Origin of the sequence: Streptomyces sp. NPDC094143, assembly GCF_040303825.1 — a bacterium.
Taxonomy (GTDB): Bacteria; Actinomycetota; Actinomycetes; order Streptomycetales; family Streptomycetaceae; genus Streptomyces.
Genome location: NZ_JBEOTZ010000003.1, coordinates 116962 through 139513, shown reverse-complemented (window position 1 = coordinate 139513; position 22552 = coordinate 116962). Strand labels below are relative to the sequence as shown.

Sequence of the window (22552 nt, the reverse complement as noted above, 5' to 3'; positions counted from 1 at the left end):
GGTTTTGTGAGAGACGGTCTTGTCAGACAGCGCCACAGAACACTTCGCCTTCTCGGCTCCCTGCTGCTCGTCGCGGTGGGCGTCGGCGTCACCCAGGCCGCCCCGGCCCGGGCGGCGGACCCCACCCCGCTCGACCGGGTCGTCCCCGCGCCGGCCTCGGCCGAGCCCGGCGGCGCCCCGTACCGGATCACCCGCGGAACGCACATCCGCGTCGACGGCTCGCGGGAGGCGCGGGGTGTCGCCGAGTACCTCGCGGACCTGCTGCGGCCCTCGACCGGCTACCGCCTGCCGGTCACCACGCACGGCCGGGGCGGCATCCAGCTCCGGCTCGCGCACGGCGACTTCGGCGCCGAGGGCTACCGCCTGAACAGCGGCGCCCGGTCCCTCACGATCAGCGCCAGGACCCCCGCGGGCCTCTTCCACGGCGTGCAGACCCTGCGCCAGCTGCTGCCCGCGGCCGTCGAGAAGGACACCGTCCAGCCCGGCCCCTGGCTGGTCGCCGGCGGCACGATCGAGGACAGCCCGCGCTACGGCTGGCGCGGTGCCATGCTCGACGTCTCCCGGCACTTCTTCACCGTCGACCAGGTCAAGCGGTACATCGACCAGCTCGCCCTCTACAAGATCAACAAGCTGCATCTGCACCTCAGCGACGACCAGGGCTGGCGCATCGCCGTCGACTCCTGGCCGCGCCTGGCGACCCACGGCGGCTCCACCGAGGTCGGCGGCGGTCCCGGCGGCTACTACACCAAGGCGCAGTACAAGGAGATCGTGCGCTACGCCGCCTCCCGCCACCTGGAGGTCGTCCCCGAGATCGACATGCCCGGCCACACCAACGCCGCCCTCGCCTCCTACGCCGAGCTGAACTGCGACGGCGTGGCCCCGCCGCTGTACACCGGGACCGAGGTCGGCTTCAGCTCGCTGTGCGTCGGCAAGGAGATCACGTACGACTTCGTCGACGACGTGATCCGGGAGCTGGCCGCGCTCACCCCGGGCAGGTACCTGCACATCGGGGGCGACGAGGCGCACTCCACCAGCCACGAGGACTACGTGAAGTTCATGGACCGGGTGCAGCCGGTCGTCGCGAAGTACGGCAAGACGGTGGTCGGCTGGCACCAGCTGACCGGGGCCACCCCGGCCAGGGGCGCCCTCGCGCAGTACTGGGGGCTGGACCGGACGAGCCCGGAGGAGAAGGCGCAGGTCGTGAAGGCCGCGCAGAGCGGGACGGGGCTGATCCTGTCCCCGGCGGACCGGGTGTACCTCGACATGAAGTACACGAAGGACACGCCGCTGGGGCTGTCCTGGGCGGGGTACGTCGAGGTGCGGCGGTCCTACGACTGGGACCCGGGGGCGTATCTGCCCGGGGTGCCGGCCGGTGCCGTGCGGGGCGTGGAGGCGCCGATGTGGTCGGAGACCCTGGAGGACTCCGGGCAGATCGAGTACATGGCGTTCCCGCGGCTGCCCGGCGTGGCCGAGCTGGGGTGGTCGCCGGCGGCCTCGCACGACTGGGAGCGGTACAGGGTGCGGCTCGCCGCGCAGGCCGAGCGGTGGGACGCCCTGGGGATGCAGTGGTATCGGTCGCCGCAGGTGCCGTGGGGTGCGCAGTGATGTGTCCGCGGGCCGGCGGGGGCTGAGCGCGCAGTTCCCCGCGCCCCTGAAAGACAAGGCGATGACAGGCACCCCGGAGGACCGTACTCCGGGGTGCCTGTCCGTCCGGATCAGAACTCCGCGATCGGGTTCTTCAAGTTGCCCACCAGCTGCAGGGCGCCGGACGGGTCCGCGAGGTCCACCATCTGCTGGTTGTTGCGCAACTGCAGGCGGTTCAGGCAGGACAGGGCGAACTCGGGGGCGAACATGTCGTACTGCTCGAACTTGTCGGCCAGTTCGGGCGCCGACTCCTGGTAGGCGCGGGTGACCTCCGCGACCGTGCGCCAGAAGTCGTCCTCCTGGATGATCCCCTCGGTGGCGAGGTTCGCCGCGAGGAAGCGGAAGAAGCAGTCGAAGACGTCCGTGAAGATCGACAGGAGTTTCTTGTCCTCCGGGACCTCCACGCGCAGCCGCTCCACCGTGGGCGGCAGCACCGCGTCCGGGTCCATGACCGCGATCTCCTCGGCGATGTCCTTGTAGATCGCCCGCTGCACCACCCCGTCCTTCAGCACGAGGATGACGTTCTCGCCGTGCGGCATGAAGACCAGGTCGTAGGCGTAGAAGCTGTGCAGCAGCGGGGTGAAGTACGCCTGGAGGTAACGCCGCAGCCACTCCGTGGGGGCCAGACCCGACCGCTCGATCAGCGCGCCCGCGACGGAGGCGCCCTGGTCGTCGACGTGGACCAGCGAGGCCATGGTGGCCAGCTGCTCGCCCTCCTGGAGGGACGGCACCGGGCTCTCCCGCCACAGCGCGGCCAGCATCTTGCGGTACGGCGAGTAGCGGTCCGTCGCCTGCTCGTACTCCAGGTGCCGGTAGCCGACCGCCGCGCGCTCGCGGATGATCGACAGGCCCGTGGACTTCAGCACCGGGTCGCCCTCGATGAGCTGGGCCAGCCAGTCGTTGATCGCCGGCGTGGCCTCCATGTAGGCCGCCGACAGACCGCGCATGAAGCCCATGTTGATGACGGACAGGGCCGTCTTCACGTAGTGCTTCTCGGGGCTCGTCCGGTTGAAGAAGGTCCGGATGGACTGCTGGGCCAGGTACTCGTCGTCGCCCTCACCCAGGCACACAAGGTGCCCGCGGGCGACCTCGGCGGCGAAGGTGACGGAGAGCTTGTTCCACCACTGCCAGGGGTGGACCGGGATGAGCAGGTAGTCGGCCGGGTCCAAATCCTGCTCGCGCAGGACGCCGTGGAAGCGCTCGACGGTCTCCTCGCCCAGCTCCTGCCGTACGAAGGACTCGTACTCGATGCCGACGCCGGCCGTGAACGCGGCCCGCGAGCGGTGGGCCGCCAGCCAGACGAGCCGGACGGGGCTCGCCGTCTCCGGGGCGTACGACAGGTACTCGTGGATGCCGAAGCCGAGCCGTCCGTTGTTGGCCACGAAGCAGGGGTGGCCCTCGGTCATCGAGGTCTCGATGGTCTGGAAGTCGGCGCGGGCCAGCTCGGCCGCCGTCGTCCTCGGCTTGGTGAGCTTGTAGCAGGTGCCGGAGAGGGTGGAGGAGATCTCCTCCAGGTAGACCGGCAGGATGCTGTCGCTCAGGCCGAGGGACTCGCGCAGCTCGATGAAGAAGTCCAGTGCGGCGAGCGGGAGTTCGGTGCCGTCCCGGTGGCGGGTGATCGACTCGGCGTCGACCTGCCAGTGGTCCAGGGCGCGGACCGTCGCGGCGAAGGCGTACCGGGTCTGGCCGTCGTCGCTGCGGACGACGTAGGTGCCCTCGGCGGTGGCCTCCGGTGTGATGAGGCGCTCGTGCGCGAACTCGGCGAGCGCCTTGCGGATCATCAGGCGGTTGGCCCGCGCCCAGCGGTGGGGGGACAGATGCGCTACGGCGTCGGACAGGGTCATACGGCTACTCCTCGGGCGGCCAGGAACTGTGCGCGCGTGCAGAAGCTGAGCAGGGCGCGCTTCTCGGGCTTCTGGATCTCGCGCTCGGGTACGAACCCGACGGCCTCGTTCAGCGCGTGGACGGCCTTGTTGGCCACGTCGGGCTCGACGACGACGCGCTGCACCGCCGGGTCCTCGAAGAGGTGCTCCATCACGGCGGTGATGACGGACCGGGTGAAGCCGCGCACGGGCGTGTCGGTCGGCGGGGTGAGGAAGTGCATGCCGATGTCGCCCGGCTGCGGCTCGTACAGGCCCACCAGCTCGCGGTGGGCCGGGTCGTACTTCTCCATCAGGAAGGCGGGAACACCGTCCCGCAGGCCGAGTTCGGCGTGGTGGTGCTCGTCGGCCGCGATCTCCATGTAGGCGCGCTCGACGTCCTCCAGTCGCGCGTCCTGCATCATCCAGAACGCGGCCTTGGGGTGGGTGACCCACGAGTGCAGGAGCTCGGCGTCCTTCAGCGGGTCGAGGGGGCGGAACGTGAAGGTCATACCGAGAACTCCTGGAACGCGATCGTCTTCTCCACCGGGTAGTACTCGGTGCCGAGCAGCTCGCGGATGATGTACGCGTTCCGGTAGGGGCCCATGCCCAGGTCGGGGCTGGTGATGCTGTGGGTGTGGACGCCGGCGTTCTGCAGGAAGACGCCCCGGCCGGTGACGTCGATGGCGTAGTTGCGCGCCACGTCGAAGTTGCCCCGGGAGTCGTAGCGCAGACGGTCGCGGACCGGCTTGAGGAACTCCGGCTCTGCGTAGCGGTAGCCCGTGGCCAGGATCAGCCCCTCGGAGGTCAGCACGAAGTCCTTCTCCTGCTCCTCCTGCCGGAAGGACAGCGTGTACGTGCCGTTCTCGTACGAGGCCGCGTTCAGCGCGGAGTTGGTGAGCAGCCGCGTCGGGACCGGGCCGCCGAGGTTCTTCTGGTAGAGCAGGTCGAAGATCTCGTTGATCAGGTCCCCGTCGATGCCCTTGAACAGGCCCTTCTGCTCGGCCGTGAGGCGGTAGCGGGTGGCCTCGGGCAGCTCGCGGAAGTAGTCGACGTACTCGGGGGACGTCATCTCCAGCGTGAGCTTGGTGTACTCCAGCGGGAAGAAGCGCGGGGAGCGGGTCACCCAGTTCAGGCGGTAGCCGTGGACGTCGATCTCGCTGAGCAGGTCGTAGTAGATCTCGGCGGCCGACTGGCCCGAGCCGACCAGCGTGATGGAGTCCTTCTTCTGCAGCTCCGCCTTGTGCTGGAGGTAGCGGGAGTTGTGGATGAAGTCGCCGCCCAGGCCCTGGCAGGCCTCGGGGATGTGGGGCGGGGTGCCGGTGCCGAGGACCAGGTGGCGGGCGCGGTAGGTGTCCCCGGTCGTGGTCCGCACGACGTAGACGTCGTCCTCGTGGGTCACCTCCGTCACCGTCGTGCCGAAGCGGATGCTGCTCAGTTTGCTCGCGGCCCAGCGGCAGTAGTCGTCGTACTCGACCCGCAGCGGGTAGAAGTTCTCCCGGATGTAGAACGAGTACAGCCGGCCCTTCTCCTTCAGGTAGTTCAGGAAGGAGTACGGCGAGGTCGGGTCGGCGAGGGTGACCAGGTCCGACATGAACGGCGTCTGGAGGTGGGCGCCGTCGAGGAACATCCCCGCGTGCCACTCGAAGTCGGGCTTCGACTCCAGGAAGACACCGTCGAGTTCGGCGATGGGCTCGGTCAGGCAGGCCAGGCCGAGGTTGAAGGGGCCGAGCCCGATGCCCACGAAGTCATGGGTGGTGGTCGGGTTGTCAGGACGCGCGGTCAAGGGACTCTCCCAGGTACTGCTCGGCGTGGCCGGCGATCAGGTCGAGGACGGCGGCGATGTCGGACGCCCGCGTCTCGGGGTTCAGCAGGGTGAACTTCAGGTAGTGGCGGCCGCCGACCTTGGTGCCCGCGACGATGGCGTCACCGGAGGCGAATAGGGCCTTGCGGGCGTAGAGGTTGGCGCGGTCGATCTCGGCGGGGTCGGTGACGTTCGCCGGGATGTAGCGGAAGACCAGGGTGGACAGGCTCGGCTCGACCACCACGTCGAAGCGCGGGTCGGCGGCGAGCAGCCTCCAGCCCTCCCGGGCCAGTTCGCACACCTCGTCGAAGAGCTGCCCGATGCCGTCGGCGCCCATGGTGCGCAGCGTCATCCACAGCTTGAGGGCGTCGAAGCGGCGGGTGGTCTGCAGGGACTTGTCCACCTGGTTGGGGATTCGTTCCTGCACCATGCGACGCGGGTTCAGGTACTCGGCGTGGTATGTGGCGTGACGCAGCGTCGCGGCGTCCCTCACCAGCACGGCCGACGAACTGACGGGCTGGAAGAAGGACTTGTGGTAGTCGACGGTGACCGAGTCGGCCCGCTCGATGCCCGCGATGCGGTCGCGGTGCTTCAGCGAGGCGAGCAGGCCGCAGCCGTAGGCGGCGTCGACGTGCATCCAGGTGCCGTACTGCGCGGCGAGTTCGGCGATCTCGGGCAGCGGGTCGATGGAGCCGAAGTCGGTGGTGCCGGCGGTGGCGACGACGGCCATGGGGACGAGGCCGTCCTGCGCGCAGCGCTCCAGTTCCCGGGCGAGGGCGACGGTCTGCATGCGCTTGTCGTGGTCGACCGGGATCGACACCACGGCGTCCTGGCCGAGTCCGAGGAGCTTGGCGGACTTCTTCACGCTGAAGTGGCTGACCTCGGAGGCGAAGACGCGCAGTTTCGCCAGGTCCTCGGTCTTGGCCTCCTCGCGGGCGAGCAGCAGCGCCTGGAGGTTGGACTGGGTGCCGCCGGAGGTGAACACGCCGTCGGCGTTCTCGCCGAGGCCGATGCGGGCCGTCGTCCAGTCGATCAGTTTCCGCTCGATGAGCGTGCCGCCGGCCGACTGGTCCCAGGTGTCCAGCGAGGAGTTGACGGCGGACAGGACGGCCTCGCCCAGCACGGCCGGTATGACGACCGGGCAGTTGAGGTGGGCCAGGTAGCGCGGGTGGTGGAAGTAGATCGCGTCCCGGAGGTAGACCTCCTCCAGTTCGTCGAGCACCGCGGTGGTGTCGTGCAGCGGCTGGTCGAGGTCGATCTCGTCGATGCGGGGAGCGAGGGCGTCGACGCTGACGCCGGTGAACGGCCGGTCGGTGGCGGCGATTTTGGCGGCCACCCGCTCGACTCCTTCGGTCACGGAGCGGCGGTACTGCTCCGCGGTGGTGTCGTTGAGCAGGTGCGAGCGCATGTGGGGGTCCTCCGGTGGGGACAGTCCGGTGCGGGACAGGAGCGGGCTGCTTCGCGTTTAACGCAGGTAAGGCTAACCTAACTTCGATCACGGGAAACCGGCCTCTGCCGTGACCGTGGTCACTCAGGTCGCGGCGGGGGAAAGCAGGCCGCCGGTCATCCCTCGGCGCGCAGCTGCTCCTCGGTCACACCGCGGCGCCAGTACCCGACGAACGTGACCCGCCGCCGGTCGATCCCGCGCTCGCGCACGAAGTGGCGGCGCAGCTCCTTCACGCACCCGGACTCGCCGGCGATCCAGACGTACGGGCGCTCGGCGGAGGGAAGCCGGGCCGCGCGGAGGGCGTCGAGGGCCATGGGGGACCCCTCGGCGCCCTCCCGCTCCCGGACGAGCCAGGTGATCTCGGCGTCGGCCTCGGTCACCAGGTCCTGGATGTCCCCGGCGCGCGGGACCTCCAGCCAGACCCGGGCACGGGTGCCGGCCGGCAGCGACTCGACGATGGCCGAGGCGGCCGGCACGGCGGTCTCGTCGCCCCAGACGAGAACGAGGTCGGTGTCCCCCGGCGGCCGGAAGCGGATCGCCCGGTTATCCGCCACGGCCGGGCCGAGCAGCAGCACCCGGTCCCCGGCGGCGGCCCGGGCGGCCCAGCGGGAGGCGGGACCGGCCTGGACGCCGGCGCCCGGCTCGATGCCGTGCAGGGCGAAGTCGATGTCGATCTCGTCCGGATCGCGGCGCAGTGCGCGCAGCGTGTACGACCGCATCACGGCCCGTACGTCGTCCGGGAGTTCACGCCAGCCCTGCCACCAGCCGTCCCCGAGCTCCAGCGGCACGACCGGCTCGGGCTGCCCGGGGTGCGGCAGGAACAGCGACAGCGACTGGTCGCGGCCGTCGGAGTGGAAGGCGTGCAGATCGGGCCCGGTGAAGGTGACACGGACCAGGGACGGCCCGAGCCGCCTCGTCCGCGCGACCTGGAGGGAGAAGAAGCGGAACGGGGCGGCTACGGCGGTGGTCATGGGTGGGCTCCTGAGTCGTCGTCAGGGTGTGGGGGTGCGCCCCCTCGGGGGCGCGGGGAACCGGCCGGCCGGCCTCGGCGGAGCGTGGCGCCGGCCGGGCGGATTCCTCGCGGCGCCGAGCGCCTAGCTGACCTTCTTCGCGGTCTCGATGGCCTTCGCCAGGTTCTCCACCAGTGGCACGCACTTGTCGTAGGACAGGATCGGCTCGGCCGAACGCGCGATGACCTGGCCGGCCTTGACCGCGGGCAGCTTCTTCCAGGTCGCCTCGGTGATGTCCGCCGGCTGGATGGCGGAGGAGCGGTCGTCCATCATGATGATGTCGGCCTTGTACTTGTCGACGTTCTCCCAGCTCAGGCTCTCGAACCAGCCGCCGCCCTCGGCCTTGGCCTTCTCCGGCGGCTCGACGAAGTTCACGCCGAGGGCCTTGAAGTACTCCAGGTCGATGGAGAGGTTGGTGCCGGAGACATAGAACAGCTCCTGGCTCGCGGAACCGGCCATCACCTTGATGTCGGGGTGTGCCTTGGCGGCCTTGCGCAGCCGCGCGGAGGCCTCCTCGAAGCGCTTCTTGGCGTCGGTGGCCTTGGCGGACTTCATGTCGCCGCCGAGGGACTCGGCCAGCTCCCACATGCGCTGCAGCGGGGCGGTGATCTGGCGGTCGTAGACGGAGATGCCGACGCTCGGGGCGAGCTTGGCGATCTTGTCCTTGGAGGCCTCGGGGACGTACCAGAGGGTGCCGGCGTCGTCGAACATCGTGGAGATCAGCACGTCGGGCGCGAGGGCCGCGTACTTCTCGACGTTGAACTGGTCCCAGGTGTTGCCGAGGATGGTCACCTTGCTGATGTCCATGTCGCCGGCCTGGACGTCGGGCTTGCCGTCCTGGGTCTTGGTGGGGCCGAAGACGCCCTTGACCGAGACGCCGTAGTCGTACAGGGCGGCGGCGACGCCGGTGAACGCCACGATGTTCGCGGGGGCCTTGTCGAGCTTGACGGTCTTGCCGCGGTCGTCCTTGACGGACCACGGGCCGGACTGGGCACCGGTCGTCGATTCCGAGCCGCCGTCCTCGGAGTCCTCGCTGCCGCACGCGGTCACGAGGGCGCCGAGTCCGAGTGCACCACCGGCGGCGAGGAGGCCGCGGCGGGAGAAGCGGGCGGTTCTGGCGTTCGACATGGGTGGGTCTGCTTTCATGCGTACGGAGCCACTGCGGGCGCGGCTGACAGCCGCCTGGCTGGAATCAGGCTTAGGTTAGCCTAACCTCAGATCTTGTCCAGAGGGACCCTGGTATCCGTGCCCGGGGGAGGGGGCGGGAATGCCGGGGGAGGCAGTGATCCGGATCACGAAGGGCCGGGCCTTTCCGGCCGCTCCGCCTACGAGTTGAGGCGCCGCGTCACGGCCCGGACCAGGTCGGTGCGGGCGACGCGCAGCGTGAACGCCTCACCGCTCTCCACCGCGGGCCTCGCGTACCAAGGGAGGCCGCGGCGGCGCCACTTGGCCGGGGCGAGGTTCAGGGGGGTGGACGGCAGCGGCACGGTCCACGGCCCGAGGTGAACGCGCCCCTCCCACAGCCCGGCGGGCAGCTCGGTGACCGGCACCCGCACCACGAAGTCACCGCCGGCCTCCGAGGCCGGGCGTGCGGGGAACGCGGTGCTGGCGCCGCGGCCGTCGTCCCGGCAAAGGTGCAGATCTTGCTCAGGAGCGGGTTGAAGTAGCTTGTTCGTGCTGGGCGAAACAGGGAGGTTGTTGTGCTGTGGCTGCCCCGTGGCGTCAGCCCGCACCGCAACGGAGGCTGCGCCCGTTCGCTGACGCCGCAGTGAGGGCTTAAGTGCCGGATACGCCACCAGCTTGGAGCTGGTGGCGTATCCGGCGTTTGTATGGACGGGTCAGCCGGCCAGCCCCAACTCCCGGGCGATCAGCATGCGCTGGACCTCGCTCGTGCCCTCGCCGATTTCCAGGATCTTGGAGTCGCGCCACATGCGGGCGACCGGGTACTCGTTCATGAAGCCGTAGCCGCCGTGGATCTGGGTCGCCTCGCGGGCGTTGTCCACCGCGACCGTGGAGGAGTGGAGCTTGGCGAGGGCCGCTTCCTTCTTGAAGGGCTCGCCCGCGACCAGGCGGGCCGCCGCGTCGCGCCAGGCGAGGCGGGCCGTGTGGGCCTTCATCTCCATATCCGCGATCTTGAACTGGATCGCCTGGTTCGCAGCGATCGGCTTGCCGAACGCGTGGCGCTCCTTGGCGTACTTGACCGACTCGTCGACGCAGCCCTGCGCCAGGCCCGTCGCCAGGGCGGCGATGGCGATGCGGCCCTCGTCGAGGATGCGCAGGAACTGGGCGTAGCCGCGGCCCTCCTCGCCCAGGAGGTTCGCCGCCGGGACGCGGACGTCCGAGAAGGACAGCTCGCGGGTGTCCGAGGCGTTCCAGCCGACCTTGGAGTAGGGGGCCGCGACCGAGAAGCCGGGGGTGCCCGTCGGGACGATGATCGAGGAGATGTGCGGATTGCCGTCGGGCTTGCGGCCCGTGACCGCCGTGACCGTCACCAGGCCCGTGATGTCCGTGCCCGAGTTGGTGATGAAGCACTTCGTGCCGTTGATGACCCACTCGTTCGTCGACTCGTCCAGGCGGGCCGTCGTACGGGTCGCTCCCGCGTCGCTGCCGCCGTCCGGCTCGGTCAGGCCGAACGCGCCGAGGAGTTCGCCCGAGCAGAGGCGGGGGAGCCACTCCTGCTTCTGCGCCTCGGTGCCGTAGCGGTAGATGGGCATCGCGCCGAGGGAGACGCCGGCCTCCAGGGTGATGGCCACCGAGGAGTCGACCCGCGCCAGTTCCTCCAGGGCCACGCCGAGGGCCAGGTAGTCGCCGCCCATGCCGCCGTACTCCTCGGGGAACGGCAGGCCGAACAGGCCCATGCGGCCCATCTCCCGGACGATCTCGTACGGGAACTCGTGACGCTCGTAGAAGTCGCCGATCTTGGGCGCCACGACCTCGTGTGCGAACTCCTCGACCGTGCGGCGGAGTTCTTCCAGCTCGGCGGGAAGGCGGTAGTCCATGGTGGTCACTGCTCCTCGGTGTCCTCGTGGGACAGGGCTCGGACGGTGCGGGACGGGCTGGGTCGGCCCAGATGGGCGGCCATCCACGTGCTCGTGGCGACGAGGCGGCCGAGGTCGATTCCGGTGTCGACGCCGAGGCCCCGCAGCATCCACACGAGGTCTTCGGTGGCGAGGTTGCCCGTCGCCGACTTCGCGTACGGGCAGCCGCCCAGGCCGCCCGCGGAGGCGTCGACCGTCGTCACGCCGTGCTGGAGCGCGGCAAGGGTGTTGGCGAGGGCCTGGCCGTAGGTGTCGTGGAAGTGGACGCCGAGGGCTGACGGGGGGATTCCCGCCTCGTCCAGGGCGACGAGGAGGGCGGCCACGTGGCCGGGGGTCGCCACGCCGATCGTGTCGCCGAGGCTCAGTTCGTCGCAGCCCATGTCCGTCAGGGCGCGGCAGACCCGGACCACCTGGGGGATCGGGACCGGGCCCTCCCAGGGGTCGCCGAAGCACATGGACAGGTAGCCGCGCACGTGGACGTCGTCCGCCTTCGCCCGGGCCACCACCGGTTCGAACATCGCCAGGGACTCGTCCACCGTGCGGTTGAGGTTGGCCTTGGCGAAGGACTCCGTGGCGCTGGCGAAGACCGCGACCCGGCGGGCGCCGAGCGTCAGGGCGCGGTCCAGGCCCCTCTCGTTCGGGACGAGGACCGGGAGGGCCACCGGGAGGTCGGCGACCATCGGGAACAGCGCTTCCGCGTCCGCCAGCTGGGGGACCCACTTGGGGTGGACGAAGCTCGTCGCCTCGATCGTCGTCAGGCCGGCGCCGGCCAGGCGGCGGATGAACTCCGCCTTGACCTCCGTGGGGACCGTCGCCTTCTCGTTCTGCAGGCCGTCGCGCGCGCCCACCTCGTGGATGCGGACGCGGGCGGGCAGGTCCCCGGCCGGGACGGCCATCGGGAGCCCCGGGACTGTCATGGCGCCGCCTCCTCGTTCGGTGCGATGACCGCCAGGACCTGGTCCATGGCGACCGTGGTGCCGGGCGCCACGTCCAGCTCGGCGACCTTGCCGGCGTGCGGCGCGGAGATGACGTGCTCCATCTTCATCGCCTCCACCACCAGCAGGCTCTGACCGGCGCTCACCTCGTCGCCGACGGCGACCTTGACGACGGTCACCGTGCCGGGCATGGGGGCGGTGAGGGAGTCGGCGCCCGCGTGCGCCGCCCGGGTGAGGGACGCGGCGACCGGGTCGTGGTCGCGGACGTGCCAGGCGTCACCGTCGCGGCCGAGCCAGTCGGCGGCGCGGTGGAAGGTGTGCCGGACGCCGTCCAGCGTGACGGAGACCCGGTCGTCGGTGACCGTGGCCGTGCCGCGCGGGGTGTACTCCAGCGGTTCCTGCACCCGGAGGTGGAAGGCGGGTGGTTTGCGGGCGCCGCCCAGGCGCCAGCCGCTCGGGACCGAGAAGGGGTCGGTCCAGCCGCCCGGCTCGGGCTTCAGGGCCTCCAGACGCACGGCCGCCGCCGCCTCGTAGACCTCCTCCGGCACGTCCGTGGAGACCAGGTCCTCCACCTCGCGCTCGACCAGGCCGGTGTCCAAGTCGCCGGAGACCACCGCCGGGTGGGCGAGCAGGCGGCGCAGGAAACCGGCGTTGGTCTGCACCCCCAGCGTGACCGTCTCCGCCAGGGCCGAGCGGAGCTTGCGCAGGGCCGTCGCCCGGTCCGGGCCGTACGCGATGACCTTGGAGAGCATCGGGTCGTAGAGACTGCCGACCTCCGTGCCCTCGGTGAGGCCCGAGTCGGTGCGCACGCCGTCGCCCTGCGGCTCACGCAGCCTGAGCACCGTGCCGCCGGAGGGGAGGAAGCCGCGGGCCGGGTCCTCGGCGCAGATGCGGGCCTCCACGGCGTGCCCGGTCAGGCGTACGTCCTCCTGCGTGAAGGCCAGGGGCTCCCCGGCCGCGACGCGCAGCTGCCACTCGACCAGGTCCAGCCCCGTGACCAGCTCCGTGACCGGGTGCTCCACCTGGAGGCGGGTGTTCATCTCCATGAAGTAGTACGACGACGGGTCGGTGCCCGGAACGATGAACTCCACCGTGCCCGCGCCCCGGTAGCCGCAGGAGCGGGCCGCCTGGACCGCCGCCTCGCCCATCGCGGCACGCGTCCGCTCGTCGAGCAGGACGCTCGGCGCCTCCTCGATGATCTTCTGATGGCGGCGCTGCAGGGAGCACTCGCGCTCGCCCAGGTGGACCACGTTGCCGTGGCCGTCGGCGAGGACCTGGATCTCGATGTGGCGGGGGCGGTCGATCCAGCGCTCCACGAGGAGCGTGTCGTCGCCGAAGGAGGCGCGGGCCTCGCGGCGGGCCGAGGCGATCTCGTCCTCCAGGCGGGTCAGGTCACGCACCAGGCGCATGCCCTTGCCGCCGCCGCCCGCGCTGGGCTTCAGCAGCACCGGCGCGCCCAGCTCGCGGGCCGCCTCGGCCAGCTCCGGGTCCCGGCCGCCGGGCACCACCGGCACCCCGGCCTCGCGGACCGTCTCCTTGGCGCGGATCTTGTCGCCCATCAGCGCGATCGCGTCCGCCGGGGGGCCGATGAAGACCAGGCCGGCCTCGGCGCAGGCGCGAGCGAAGGCGGCGTTCTCCGCGAGGAAGCCGTAGCCCGGGTGGACGGCCTGCGCGCCCGTGCGGGCCGCTGCCTCCAGCAGGCGCTCCACCGACAGGTAGCTCTCGGAGGCGGGGGCCGGGCCGATCCGCACCGCCGTGTCCGCCTCGCGGACGTGCCGCGCGTCGGCGTCCGCGTCGGAGAAGACGGCCACCGAGCGCACGCCCATCGACCGCAGCGTCCGGATGACGCGTACGGCGATCTCGCCCCGGTTGGCCACCAGCACTGTCTCGAACATCGTCGTCCGTCCCCTCACATCCGGAAGACGCCGAACTGGGGGTCACCCAGGGGCGCGTTGGCGCAGGCGGTCAGGGCCAGGCCCAGGACCTGACGGGTGTCCAGCGGGTCGATCACACCGTCGTCCCAGAGGCGGGCCGTCGCGTAGTAGGCGCTGCCCTGGCGCTCGTACTGGGCGCGGATCGGGGCCTTGAAGGCCTCCTCGTCCTCCGTCGGCCAGGACTCGCCGCGGGCCTCCAGCTGGTCGCGCTTGACCGTGGCGAGGACCGAGGCGGCCTGCTCGCCGCCCATGACCGAGATCTTGGCGTTCGGCCACATCCACAGGAAGCGGGGGGAGTACGCCCGGCCGCACATGGAGTAGTTGCCCGCGCCGTACGAGCCGCCTACCACGACCGTGAGCTTCGGAACGCGCGTGCAGGCCACGGCCGTGACCATCTTGGCGCCGTGCTTGGCGATGCCGCCCGCCTCGTAGTCCTTGCCGACCATGAAGCCCGAGATGTTCTGCAGGAACACCAGCGGGATGCCGCGCTGGTCGCACAGCTCGATGAAGTGGGCGCCCTTCTGGGCGGACTCGGCGAACAGGATGCCGTTGTTGGCGACGATGCCCACCGGGTGGCCGTGGATCCGGGCGAAGCCGGTGACCAGGGTCTGGCCGAACTCGGACTTGAACTCCGCGAAGCGGGAGCCGTCGACGACCCGGGCGATGATCTCGCGCACGTCGTACGGGGTGCGGGAGTCGACCGGGACCACGCCGTAGAGGCCGTGCGGGTCGACCTTGGGTTCGGTCGCCTCCGTGACCTCCCAGGGGGGTGTGCCGCGTGCGGGGAGGGTGGAGACGATCGTGCGGACGATGCGCAGGGCGTGGGCGTCGTTCTCCGCGAGGTGGTCCGTGACGCCCGAGACGCGGGAGTGGACCTCGCCGCCGCCGAGTTCCTCCGCCGTGACGACCTCGCCGGTGGCCGCCTTCACCAGGGGCGGGCCGCCGAGGAAGATCGTGCCCTGGTTGCGGACGATCACCGCCTCGTCGCTCATCGCCGGGACGTACGCGCCGCCGGCCGTGCAGGAGCCGAGGACCGCGGCGATCTGGGGGATGCCGGCGCCGGACATGCGGGCCTGGTTGTAGAAGATCCGGCCGAAGTGGTCGCGGTCCGGGAAGACCTCGTCCTGCATGGGCAGGAAGGCGCCGCCGGAGTCCACCAGGTAGACGCAGGGGAGGCGGTTGTCGAGGGCGACCTCCTGGGCGCGGAGGTGCTTCTTGACCGTCATCGGGTAGTACGTGCCGCCCTTGACCGTGGCGTCGTTGGCGATGATCACCGTCTCGCGGCCGCTGACCCGGCCGATGCCGGCGATGACTCCCGCGGCCGGGGCCTGCCCCTCGTACAGCCCGTCGGCCGCGAGCGGGGCGAGCTCCAGGAAGGGTGAGCCGGGGTCGAGGAGGGTGTCGACGCGGTCGCGGGGGAGCAGCTTGCCGCGGGCCGTGTGGCGGGCGCGCGCCTTCTCGCCGCCGCCCTGTGCGGCCGCGGCCAGCTTGGTGCGCAGCTCCTCCACGAGGGTGCGGTGCGCCTCCTCGTTGGCCCGAAAGGCCTCCGACGCGGGGTCTGCCGCGCTCGTGAGCTCCGGTGCCTCGTGCATCCTGCGGGTCCCCTCACTTGTTAATGAGCGTTAACGCATTTCCTCCAGGTTAACGACCGCTAACCTCCCTGTCTAGAATCGATTTCATGGCCACCAGAACCGACGCCCCCACCCGCCGTCAGCAGATTCTCAAGGAGGCCGCGCGGCTCTTCGCCGAACGGGGCTTCCACGGGGTCGGGGTCGACGAGATAGGCGCCGCGGTGGGGATCAGCGGGCCCGGGTTGTACCGGCACTTCGCGGGCAAGGACGCGATGCTCGCGGAGTTGCTGGTGGGGATCAGTGGGCAGTTGCTGACCGGGGCCAAGCGGAGGGTGGCCGAGGCGGACGGGGGTGGGGCGGGGGCTGAGGCGGTCCTCGACTCGCTGATCGAGGGGCATATCGACTTCGCGCTCGACGACCGGCCTCTGATCACCCTGCACGACCGGGAGCTGGATCGCCTCCGGGACAGTGACCGGAAGATGGTGCGGCAGCTGCAGCGGCAGTACGTGGAGCTGTGGGTGGGGGTGGTGCGGGAGGTGTACCCGGGGCTGGGGGAGCCGGCGGCGCGGTCGGCTGTGCACTCGGTGTTCGGGTTGCTGAACTCGACGCCGCATCTGGGGAGGGGTGGGTCGTTGCCCGGGCGGGCGGCTACGGCGGAGTTGCTGCATCGGATGGCCCGGGGGGCGTTTGCGGCGGTGGGGGTCTGAGGGGGCTTTGCCCACCCGCCCGCCCGACACGGTTGGCCAGGAGGCCGGCCTCGCCCCGGGGCTCCGCCCCGGGCCCGGGCGGGGCTTCGCCCCTGCGCCCCGGGGTCCCGCCCGTCCGTCCGGTGCGGCTGGACGGGAGGCTGCTCTTGCCTCGGGGGTGCTGCTCCGGACCCGGGCGGGGGCTACCCCCCTGTGCCCACCCCACCGTGACGAGCACCACCCCACCCCCACCCTGGACCCCCTCAATACTCGCCGGTATCTTTGGCTGAGCAAGCGCTTAGACAGAGGTCGTGGAGGTGGCGGCGTGCGCCGTACGGTGTTCAACGAGGATCACGAGGCGTTCCGGGAGACCATCCGCGCCTTCATCGAGGCCGAGGTCGTACCCGTGTACGACGAGTGGTTCGCGGCGGGCCAGGCCCCCCGTGACTTCTACTACAAGCTCGGTGAGCTGGGCATCTTCGGCATCAACGTGCCCGAGGAGTTCGGCGGCGCCGGCCTGGAGACGCACAAGTTCGAGGCCGTGCTGTACGAGGAGACCGCTCGCGCCGGTGTCCAGTTCGGCGGCTCCGGTGTGCACGTGCTGCTCGCCCTGCCCTACATCAAGATGCTGGCGACGGACGAGCAGAAGAAGCGGTACCTGCCGAAGTTCGTCACCGGCGAGGAGATGTGGGCCATCGCGATGACGGAGCCGGGCACCGGTTCCGACCTCGCGGGCATGAAGTCCACCGCCAGGCTCAGCGAGGACGGCACGCACTACGTCCTCAACGGCGCCAAGACCTTCATCACCGGCGGTGTGCACGCCGACCGGGTCATCGTCTGCGCCCGGACGTCCGCCCCGACCGCCGAGGACCGCCGCCACGGCATCTCCCTGTTCGCCGTGGACACCAAGTCCGAGGGCTACTCCGTCGGCCGCAAGCTCGACAAGCTCGGTCTGAAGACCTCCGACACCGCCGAGCTCGCGTTCGTCGACGTCAAGGTGCCCGTCGAGGACCTCCTCGGCGAGGAGAACAAGGGCTTCTACTACCTCGGCCACAACCTGGCCTCCGAGCGCTGGGGCATCGCCTTCGGCGCCTACGCCCAGGCCAAGGCCGCCGTCCGGTTCGCCAAGCAGTACGTGCAGGAGCGCACGGTCTTCGGCAAGCCGGTCGCGCACTTCCAGAACACCAAGTTCGAACTGGCCGCCTGCCAGGCCGAGGTGGACGCCGCCGAGGCCGTCGCGGACCGCGCGACCGAGGCGCTGGACGCCGGTGAGCTGACCCCCGCCGAGGCCGCCTCTGCGAAGCTGTTCTGCACCGAGGTCGCCCACCGCGTCATCGACCGCTGCCTGCAGCTGCACGGCGGCTACGGCTACATGAACGAGTACCCGATCGCCCGCCTGTACGCGGACAACCGCGTCAACCGCATCTACGGCGGCACCAGCGAGATCATGAAGACGATCATCGCCAAGGACATGGGCCTGTAAGGCCCCCGACACCGGCACGCGATCACTGGCCGGTACAACTACCTCATGAGCCAGGCACTACAGGACCTCCTCGATCTGCTCGACCTGGAGCAGATCGAGGAGGACATCTTCCGCGGCCGGTCCCGGTCCGCCGTCGTCCCCCGGGTCTTCGGCGGACAGGTCGCGGCCCAGGCGCTCGTCGCCGCCGGGCGGACCGTCCCCGCGGACCGGCCCGCGCACTCGCTGCACGCGTACTTCCTGCGTCCCGGGGATCCCGGCGCGCCCATCGTCTACACCGTGGATCGGATCCGGGACGGCCGTTCCTTCACCACCCGCCGGGTCGTCGCCGTCCAGCACGGCAAGCCGATCTTCCATCTGTCGGCGTCGTTCCAGGTGGCGGAGGACGGGCTGGACCACCAGGCGCCGATGCCCGCCTCGCCCGACCCCGCGACGCTCCCGACCGGTGAGGAGCGGCTGCGCGGCTACGGGCACCTCGACCCCGTGGTGGTCGAGCGGTTCCTGGAGGCCCGGGCCGCCGTCGACCTGCGGTACGTCGACGAGCCGCCCTACGGACAGTTCGGCGAGCCGCGCGAGCCGCACTCGCAGGTGTGGTTCCGGACCAACGGCAAGCTCGACAGCGAGATCGACGATCCGCTGCTCCACGTCGTCCTCGCCACCTACGTGTCCGACATGACGCTGCTCGACTCCGTGCTGCTCGCGCACGGGCGCGGCGGCTGGGCCGTCGGGGACGTCGTCGGGGCCTCCCTCGACCACGCGATGTGGTTCCACCGGCCGTTCCGCGCCGACGAGTGGCTGCTGTACGACCAGGAGTCCCCGTCCGCGCACGGCGGCCGGGGACTGGGGCAGGCCCGCATCTACACGCAGGACGGGCGGCTGGCCGTCACCGTGATCCAGGAGGGCGTGGTCCGCGTCCCCCGCGCCCGGGGCTGACCCGCCGGGCCCGCACCCCCGGGGCGGACCGGCTGGGCCCGCACCCCCGGACCTGCCGGGCCCGCCGCCCGGGGCCGACAAGGCCGGGCCCGCCGCCCGGCCTTCGGATCCACCCGGGCAGGGCCTAGGCGAGCCCCGCCTCAGCCAGCAGGTACGCCGTCATCGGGTCGTAGTGGCGAGGGCTGACCACGTGGTCGTCCAGAGGCACCGTGACCTGGACGGTGCCCTCCGCCTCGGCGAGGAACAGGGCCGGGTCGTTGCAGTCGGCGTAGCCGACGGAGTCCACGCCGTGCCGGCCCGCGTAGCCGGCCCAGCCGTGGTCGGCGACGACCAGGTCGGGCAGGGGACGGCCCGCACGCTCCATGGCCGTCAGGATCGCCTTCATCGGTTCGCCCGAGTGGGTGTGCCAGAGGGTGGCGCCGTGCTCCAGGACCGCCACGTCGGCGAACTGCACGACGTAGCCCTCCTCCGTCGTCAGGCCGTCCGGGATGACGACGATCTCGCACCCGGCCGCGCGCAGGGCCGCCGCGGTCGCGCGGTGCACGTCGAGCAGGCCGCCGGGGTGACCGGTGGCGAAGAGGACCCGCTGCTGCCCGTCCGCCGCCTTGCGCAGCCGCGCGGCCAGCCGCTCCAGGCCGGCCACGGTCAGCTCAGGGTCGATGGTGTCCTGGCCGTACCGGTGCCCGGGGTCGTCGTTCACCCCGACGCGTTCCGCCATCACCGCGAGGACGTCCTGCTCGTCGGTCCAGCGGTCGCCGAGTTCCAGGCCGAGCCAGTAGTGACGGTCGCCGTTCGCCAGCTTGCGGTAGTGGGAGAGGTTGTTCTCGCGGGGGGTGGCGACGTCGCCCGCGATGCGCGTTTTGACGAGGTGCTCGACGAGCTCGGCGCGGCTGGGTGTCCCGGATATCGGCATGGCATCCATTGTGAGGCAGCCGTCCGGGGGCGTCCCTGGCGTATCGAACGCTGGGACGTGCGTCACGTACTCAGAAGGACCCCGCTCGCGTACTCACCGGAAGGACCCCGCTCACGTACTCACCGGAAGGACCCCGCTCGCGTACTCCCCGGCAGCACCCCGCTCACGTACTCGCCGGAAGGATCCCCGCTCGTCTCCTCAGACGTGCCGCAGCGCGAACCACAGTTCCATGCGGACGTCCGGGTCGTCGAGGTCCGTCTCCAGCAGCCGCGCGCAGCGGGCGATGCGCTGGCGGACGGTGTTGCGGTGCACGGACAGGGCGACGGCCGTGCGGTCCCAGCTGCCGTGCAGGGAGAGCCAGGTGCGCAGGGTCTCGGTGAGCGCGGGATGCGCCGCGACGGGGGCCAGGAGGGCCCGGGCGTGGGCCGCCGCCTCCTCGCGGGCCACCAGGTCGGCCAGGGCGGGGCGTGCGCCGTGCCGGACCAGCGGGGCCCGGGTGGCGCGGGCCCGGGCCAGGGCGCGGGCGGCCTGGGTGTCGGCGAGGGGCCAGTCGGCCGGTGCGACGGCGGTGCTGACGCCCAGGGTCCAGCCGGGCAGCGGGGCGGGTGCCCGGCCGGCCGGGACCAGGACCCGGACGACGTCGCCGGCCGGGTCGACCAGGGCGGAGCCGAGCGCCGCCCCCAGCGCGGAGGCGGCGACCGGGTCGGGGGCGCCGTCCGGCTCCGGCCGTCCGTGCACGACCAGCCACCGCCCGCCGCCGAGCAGCCCGGCGACCTCCTCGGGGGACGCGCCCAGCAGCAGCCGTACCAGCGCGGCGGAATGGGCCGCTCCGGTGCCGCTGTGCTGCTCCCCGGTGAGGAGGGACAGCAGCACGGCGGCGACGGAGGCGATGGTGTGGTCCGTGGCCGCCCGGCGCGGGGCGGCGACCCCGAGCACGAAGCCGTGCCCGGCGCCGAGCGCGTAGCAGGCCAGGTGCGTGCCGGCGACGGTGTCCGTGGCGGAGGTGGGCGCGGGGCGGCCGGCGCCGTCCCCGGCGGGCCGGACCACCTCGGCCAGGCGGGCCAGCGCCGCACGCGTCACGGCGTCCGGTTCGCGCCCGCCGTCCGCGACCACCGCCCCCTCCGGACCGTGGAGCACCGTCCAGCCGCCCAGCCACCGGGCCAGCCCGCGCAGCACGGACGGGACCGGGTCGGGGCGGGACGCTGCGGAGGCGAGGCTCTGCTGGGCCTCGGTCACCCGGCGCAGCTCGGACAGGCGGGCCCGGGACATCAGCTGCCACACCGCGCGGGCCACGCCCGAGAAGGTGGTCTGCGGCGGGACCTCCAGCAGGGGCAGGCCGTGCGCGTCGCAGGCCTCGACCAGCGCCCTCGGCACCGTGTCGTGCACCGGGGCCACCCCGAAGCCGAGGGCCGCGCCGCCGGCCGCGACGATCCGGGACACGTAGTCGTCGAAGTAGGTGCCCGTCCCCGCCGCCTCCGGGACGTGCACGCCCGCCGTGAGCAGCAGCTCCCCGCCGAGCAGGTACGGGTACGGGTCGGCCATCTCCGAGGTGTGCACCCAGTGGACGACGGTGCCCGCGGCGGGCGGTCCCGCGATCTGCCGCAGCGCCAGCTCCTCGCGGGCCAGCAGGGCGGGCAGCTCCACCGGCGGGGTGGGTGGGACAACGGGCTCCGGCATGGTGTGCGTTCCCTCCATCCACAGCCACCTCGAATGGATGAAACGTACACTTCGCAGTCGCTTTCCGGCCACCTAGGGTCAGTCCTCGTCCCCCTCGTCCCCGGGCGAGCGAGCGCGTGCGAAGGAGGCCCCATGGCCGTCGACTACCTCGTGATCGTCGTCTATCTGGCCGGGATGCTGGCCATGGGCTGGTGGGGCATGCGCCGCGCCCGGTCCAAGAGCGAGTTCCTCGTGGCCGGCCGCCGGCTCGGCCCGGCCATGTACTCCGGCACCATGGCGGCGATCGTCCTCGGCGGCGCCTCCACCATCGGCGGCGTAGGACTGGGCTACCAGTACGGCCTGTCCGGCGCCTGGATGGTGTTCACCATCGGCCTGGGCCTGCTCGCCCTGTCCGTGTTCTTCTCCGCCCGCATCGCCCGGCTGAAGGTCTACACCGTCTCCGAGATGCTCGACCTGCGCTACGGCGGTGGCCGCGCCGGGGTCATCTCCGGGCTCGTCATGTGGGCCTACACGCTGATGCTCGCGGTGACCTCCACCATCGCCTACGCCACGATCTTCGACGTCCTGTTCGACATCGACCGCACCCTGGCGATCGTCCTCGGCGGCTCGATCGTCGTCGCGTACTCCACCCTCGGCGGCATGTGGTCCATCACGCTGACCGACATGGTGCAGTTCGTCGTCAAGACCGTCGGCGTGCTGCTCCTGCTGCTGCCCATCGCCGTCGTGAAGGCCGGCGGGTTCGGCGAGATGAGGGCGCAGCTGCCCACCGAGTACTTCGACCCGCTCGGCATCGGCGGCGAGACGATCTTCACGTACGTGCTGATCTACACGTTCGGTATGCTCATCGGGCAGGACATCTGGCAGCGCGTGTTCACCGCCCGCAGCGACCGCACCGCCAAGTGGGGCGGGACCGTCGCCGGCACCTACTGCCTCGTCTACGCCCTCGCCGGAGCCGTCATCGGCACGGCCGCCAAGGTGCTGTACCCGAAGCTCGGCAGCCCGGACGACGCCTTCGCGACCATAGTGAAGGACGAACTGCCCGTCGGCGTGCGGGGGCTGGTGCTCGCCGCCGCGCTGGCCGCCGTGATGTCGACCTCCTCCGGCGCGCTGATCGCCTGCGCCACCGTCGCCAACAACGACATCTGGTCCCGGCTGCGGGGGAGCGGCCGGAGCGCGCCGGCCGGCGACCACGACGAGGTGAAGGGCAACCGGGCCTTCATCCTGCTCATGGGCCTGGCGGTGATCGGCACGGCCATCGCCATCGACAACGTCGTGGAGGCCCTGACCGTCGCCTACAACCTCCTCGTCGGCGGACTGCTCGTGCCGATCCTCGGCGGCCTGGTGTGGAGGCGCGGCACGGTCTACGGCGCCCTGGCCTCCGTCACGGCCGGCGGAGTCGCGGTCGTCGTGCTGATGGCGACCCACGGCATCCTCGCCAACGAGCCCGTCTACTACGGTCTGCTCGCCTCGCTCGCCGCCTACGTGATCGTCTCGCTGGCCTCCCCGGCCACCGACGCCGCCGTCCTGGCCGCCTGGCGCGAGCGGCTCGCCGGGCGCTCGACCGAACTCGCGTCCGAACCGGTCCCGGCTTCCCAGTAGAGTCATACGGCAAGCAGTACAT

18 protein-coding genes are annotated in these 22552 nt (G+C 71.4%); 5 read left to right on the top strand and 13 right to left on the bottom strand.

Going from position 1 to position 22552, the window contains the following annotated elements; translation table 11 throughout:
* Positions 1 to 6 precede the first annotated feature (6 nt).
* On the top strand, positions 7 to 1605 hold the full coding sequence (locus tag ABTZ58_RS05330) for a beta-N-acetylhexosaminidase (RefSeq protein ID WP_351350629.1): 1599 nt from the start codon (positions 7 to 9) through the stop codon (positions 1603 to 1605).
* Positions 1606 to 1715: 110 nt separating this feature from the next.
* Here the strand turns inward: ABTZ58_RS05330 and ABTZ58_RS05325 are convergent, their stop codons facing one another.
* The 11 genes from ABTZ58_RS05325 to ABTZ58_RS05275 all read right to left on the bottom strand — a co-directional run bounded on the left by ABTZ58_RS05325 (position 1716) and on the right by ABTZ58_RS05275 (position 15263).
* Positions 1716 to 3488, bottom strand: coding sequence for an IucA/IucC family protein (locus ABTZ58_RS05325; protein ID WP_351350627.1), 1773 nt, complete (start codon positions 3486 to 3488; stop codon positions 1716 to 1718).
* Positions 3485 to 4015 carry a GNAT family N-acetyltransferase gene (locus ABTZ58_RS05320; protein ID WP_351350625.1) on the bottom strand — a complete coding sequence of 177 codons (531 nt, stop codon included), beginning with the start codon at positions 4013 to 4015 and terminating at the stop codon, positions 3485 to 3487. Before ABTZ58_RS05320 ends, ABTZ58_RS05325 begins: the two co-directional genes overlap by 4 nt.
* Complete coding sequence (locus ABTZ58_RS05315; protein WP_351350623.1) at positions 4012 to 5289, bottom strand: lysine N(6)-hydroxylase/L-ornithine N(5)-oxygenase family protein; 1278 nt, start codon at positions 5287 to 5289, stop codon at positions 4012 to 4014. Before ABTZ58_RS05315 ends, ABTZ58_RS05320 begins: the two co-directional genes overlap by 4 nt.
* Complete coding sequence (gene desA, locus ABTZ58_RS05310) at positions 5273 to 6715, bottom strand: lysine decarboxylase DesA (protein ID WP_351350621.1); 1443 nt, start codon at positions 6713 to 6715, stop codon at positions 5273 to 5275. Before desA ends, ABTZ58_RS05315 begins: the two co-directional genes overlap by 17 nt.
* 155 nt (positions 6716 to 6870) lie before the next feature.
* Complete coding sequence (locus ABTZ58_RS05305) at positions 6871 to 7725, bottom strand: siderophore-interacting protein (protein ID WP_351350619.1); 855 nt, start codon at positions 7723 to 7725, stop codon at positions 6871 to 6873.
* 123 nt (positions 7726 to 7848) lie between these two features.
* A complete protein-coding gene (locus ABTZ58_RS05300) occupies positions 7849 to 8892 on the bottom strand; it encodes an ABC transporter substrate-binding protein (RefSeq protein ID WP_351350617.1) in 1044 nt (347 codons plus the stop codon).
* Between the two features lie 197 nt (positions 8893 to 9089).
* Positions 9090 to 9323 (bottom strand): hypothetical protein, encoded by a 234-nt coding sequence (locus ABTZ58_RS05295; protein WP_351350615.1) that lies wholly within the window; start codon positions 9321 to 9323, stop codon positions 9090 to 9092.
* Between the two features lie 279 nt (positions 9324 to 9602).
* Entirely contained in the window at positions 9603 to 10763 is a 1161-nt protein-coding gene (locus ABTZ58_RS05290) for an acyl-CoA dehydrogenase family protein (protein WP_351350613.1), read from the bottom strand.
* A 5-nt stretch (positions 10764 to 10768) separates the two neighbouring features.
* Complete coding sequence (locus ABTZ58_RS05285; protein ID WP_351350611.1) at positions 10769 to 11719, bottom strand: hydroxymethylglutaryl-CoA lyase; 951 nt, start codon at positions 11717 to 11719, stop codon at positions 10769 to 10771.
* Positions 11716 to 13632, bottom strand: coding sequence for an acetyl/propionyl/methylcrotonyl-CoA carboxylase subunit alpha (locus tag ABTZ58_RS05280; RefSeq protein WP_351350609.1), 1917 nt, complete (start codon positions 13630 to 13632; stop codon positions 11716 to 11718). The genes ABTZ58_RS05285 and ABTZ58_RS05280 overlap by 4 nt, the downstream gene beginning before the upstream one ends.
* Before the next feature lie 14 nt (positions 13633 to 13646).
* Entirely contained in the window at positions 13647 to 15263 is a 1617-nt protein-coding gene (locus ABTZ58_RS05275) for a carboxyl transferase domain-containing protein (RefSeq protein WP_351350607.1), read from the bottom strand.
* Positions 15264 to 15349: 86 nt separating this feature from the next.
* Between ABTZ58_RS05275 and ABTZ58_RS05270 the strand changes: the two genes are divergently transcribed.
* The 3 genes from ABTZ58_RS05270 to ABTZ58_RS05260 all read left to right on the top strand — a co-directional run bounded on the left by ABTZ58_RS05270 (position 15350) and on the right by ABTZ58_RS05260 (position 18341).
* Complete coding sequence (locus ABTZ58_RS05270) at positions 15350 to 15949, top strand: SACE_7040 family transcriptional regulator (protein ID WP_351350605.1); 600 nt, start codon at positions 15350 to 15352, stop codon at positions 15947 to 15949.
* A 304-nt stretch (positions 15950 to 16253) separates the two neighbouring features.
* The gene (locus tag ABTZ58_RS05265) at positions 16254 to 17411 is read left to right on the top strand and encodes an acyl-CoA dehydrogenase family protein (RefSeq protein ID WP_351350603.1); all 1158 of its coding nucleotides are present in this window, start codon (positions 16254 to 16256) and stop codon (positions 17409 to 17411) included.
* 45 nt (positions 17412 to 17456) lie between these two features.
* Positions 17457 to 18341: an acyl-CoA thioesterase gene (locus tag ABTZ58_RS05260; protein WP_351350601.1), complete on the top strand. Its 885-nt coding sequence runs from the start codon at positions 17457 to 17459 to the stop codon at positions 18339 to 18341.
* 124 nt (positions 18342 to 18465) lie between these two features.
* Here the strand turns inward: ABTZ58_RS05260 and ABTZ58_RS05255 are convergent, their stop codons facing one another.
* Positions 18466 to 19254: a phosphatase gene (locus ABTZ58_RS05255; RefSeq protein ID WP_351350599.1), complete on the bottom strand. Its 789-nt coding sequence runs from the start codon at positions 19252 to 19254 to the stop codon at positions 18466 to 18468.
* Positions 19255 to 19452: 198 nt separating this feature from the next.
* Positions 19453 to 20931, bottom strand: a complete 1479-nt coding sequence (locus ABTZ58_RS05250) for a PucR family transcriptional regulator (RefSeq protein WP_351350597.1) — start codon at positions 20929 to 20931, stop codon at positions 19453 to 19455.
* A gap of 132 nt (positions 20932 to 21063) precedes the next feature.
* Here ABTZ58_RS05250 and ABTZ58_RS05245 point away from each other — a divergent pair, with 132 nt between their 5' ends.
* A complete protein-coding gene (locus ABTZ58_RS05245; protein WP_351350595.1) occupies positions 21064 to 22530 on the top strand; it encodes a sodium:solute symporter family protein in 1467 nt (488 codons plus the stop codon).
* The last annotated feature ends 22 nt before the right edge of the window (positions 22531 to 22552 follow it).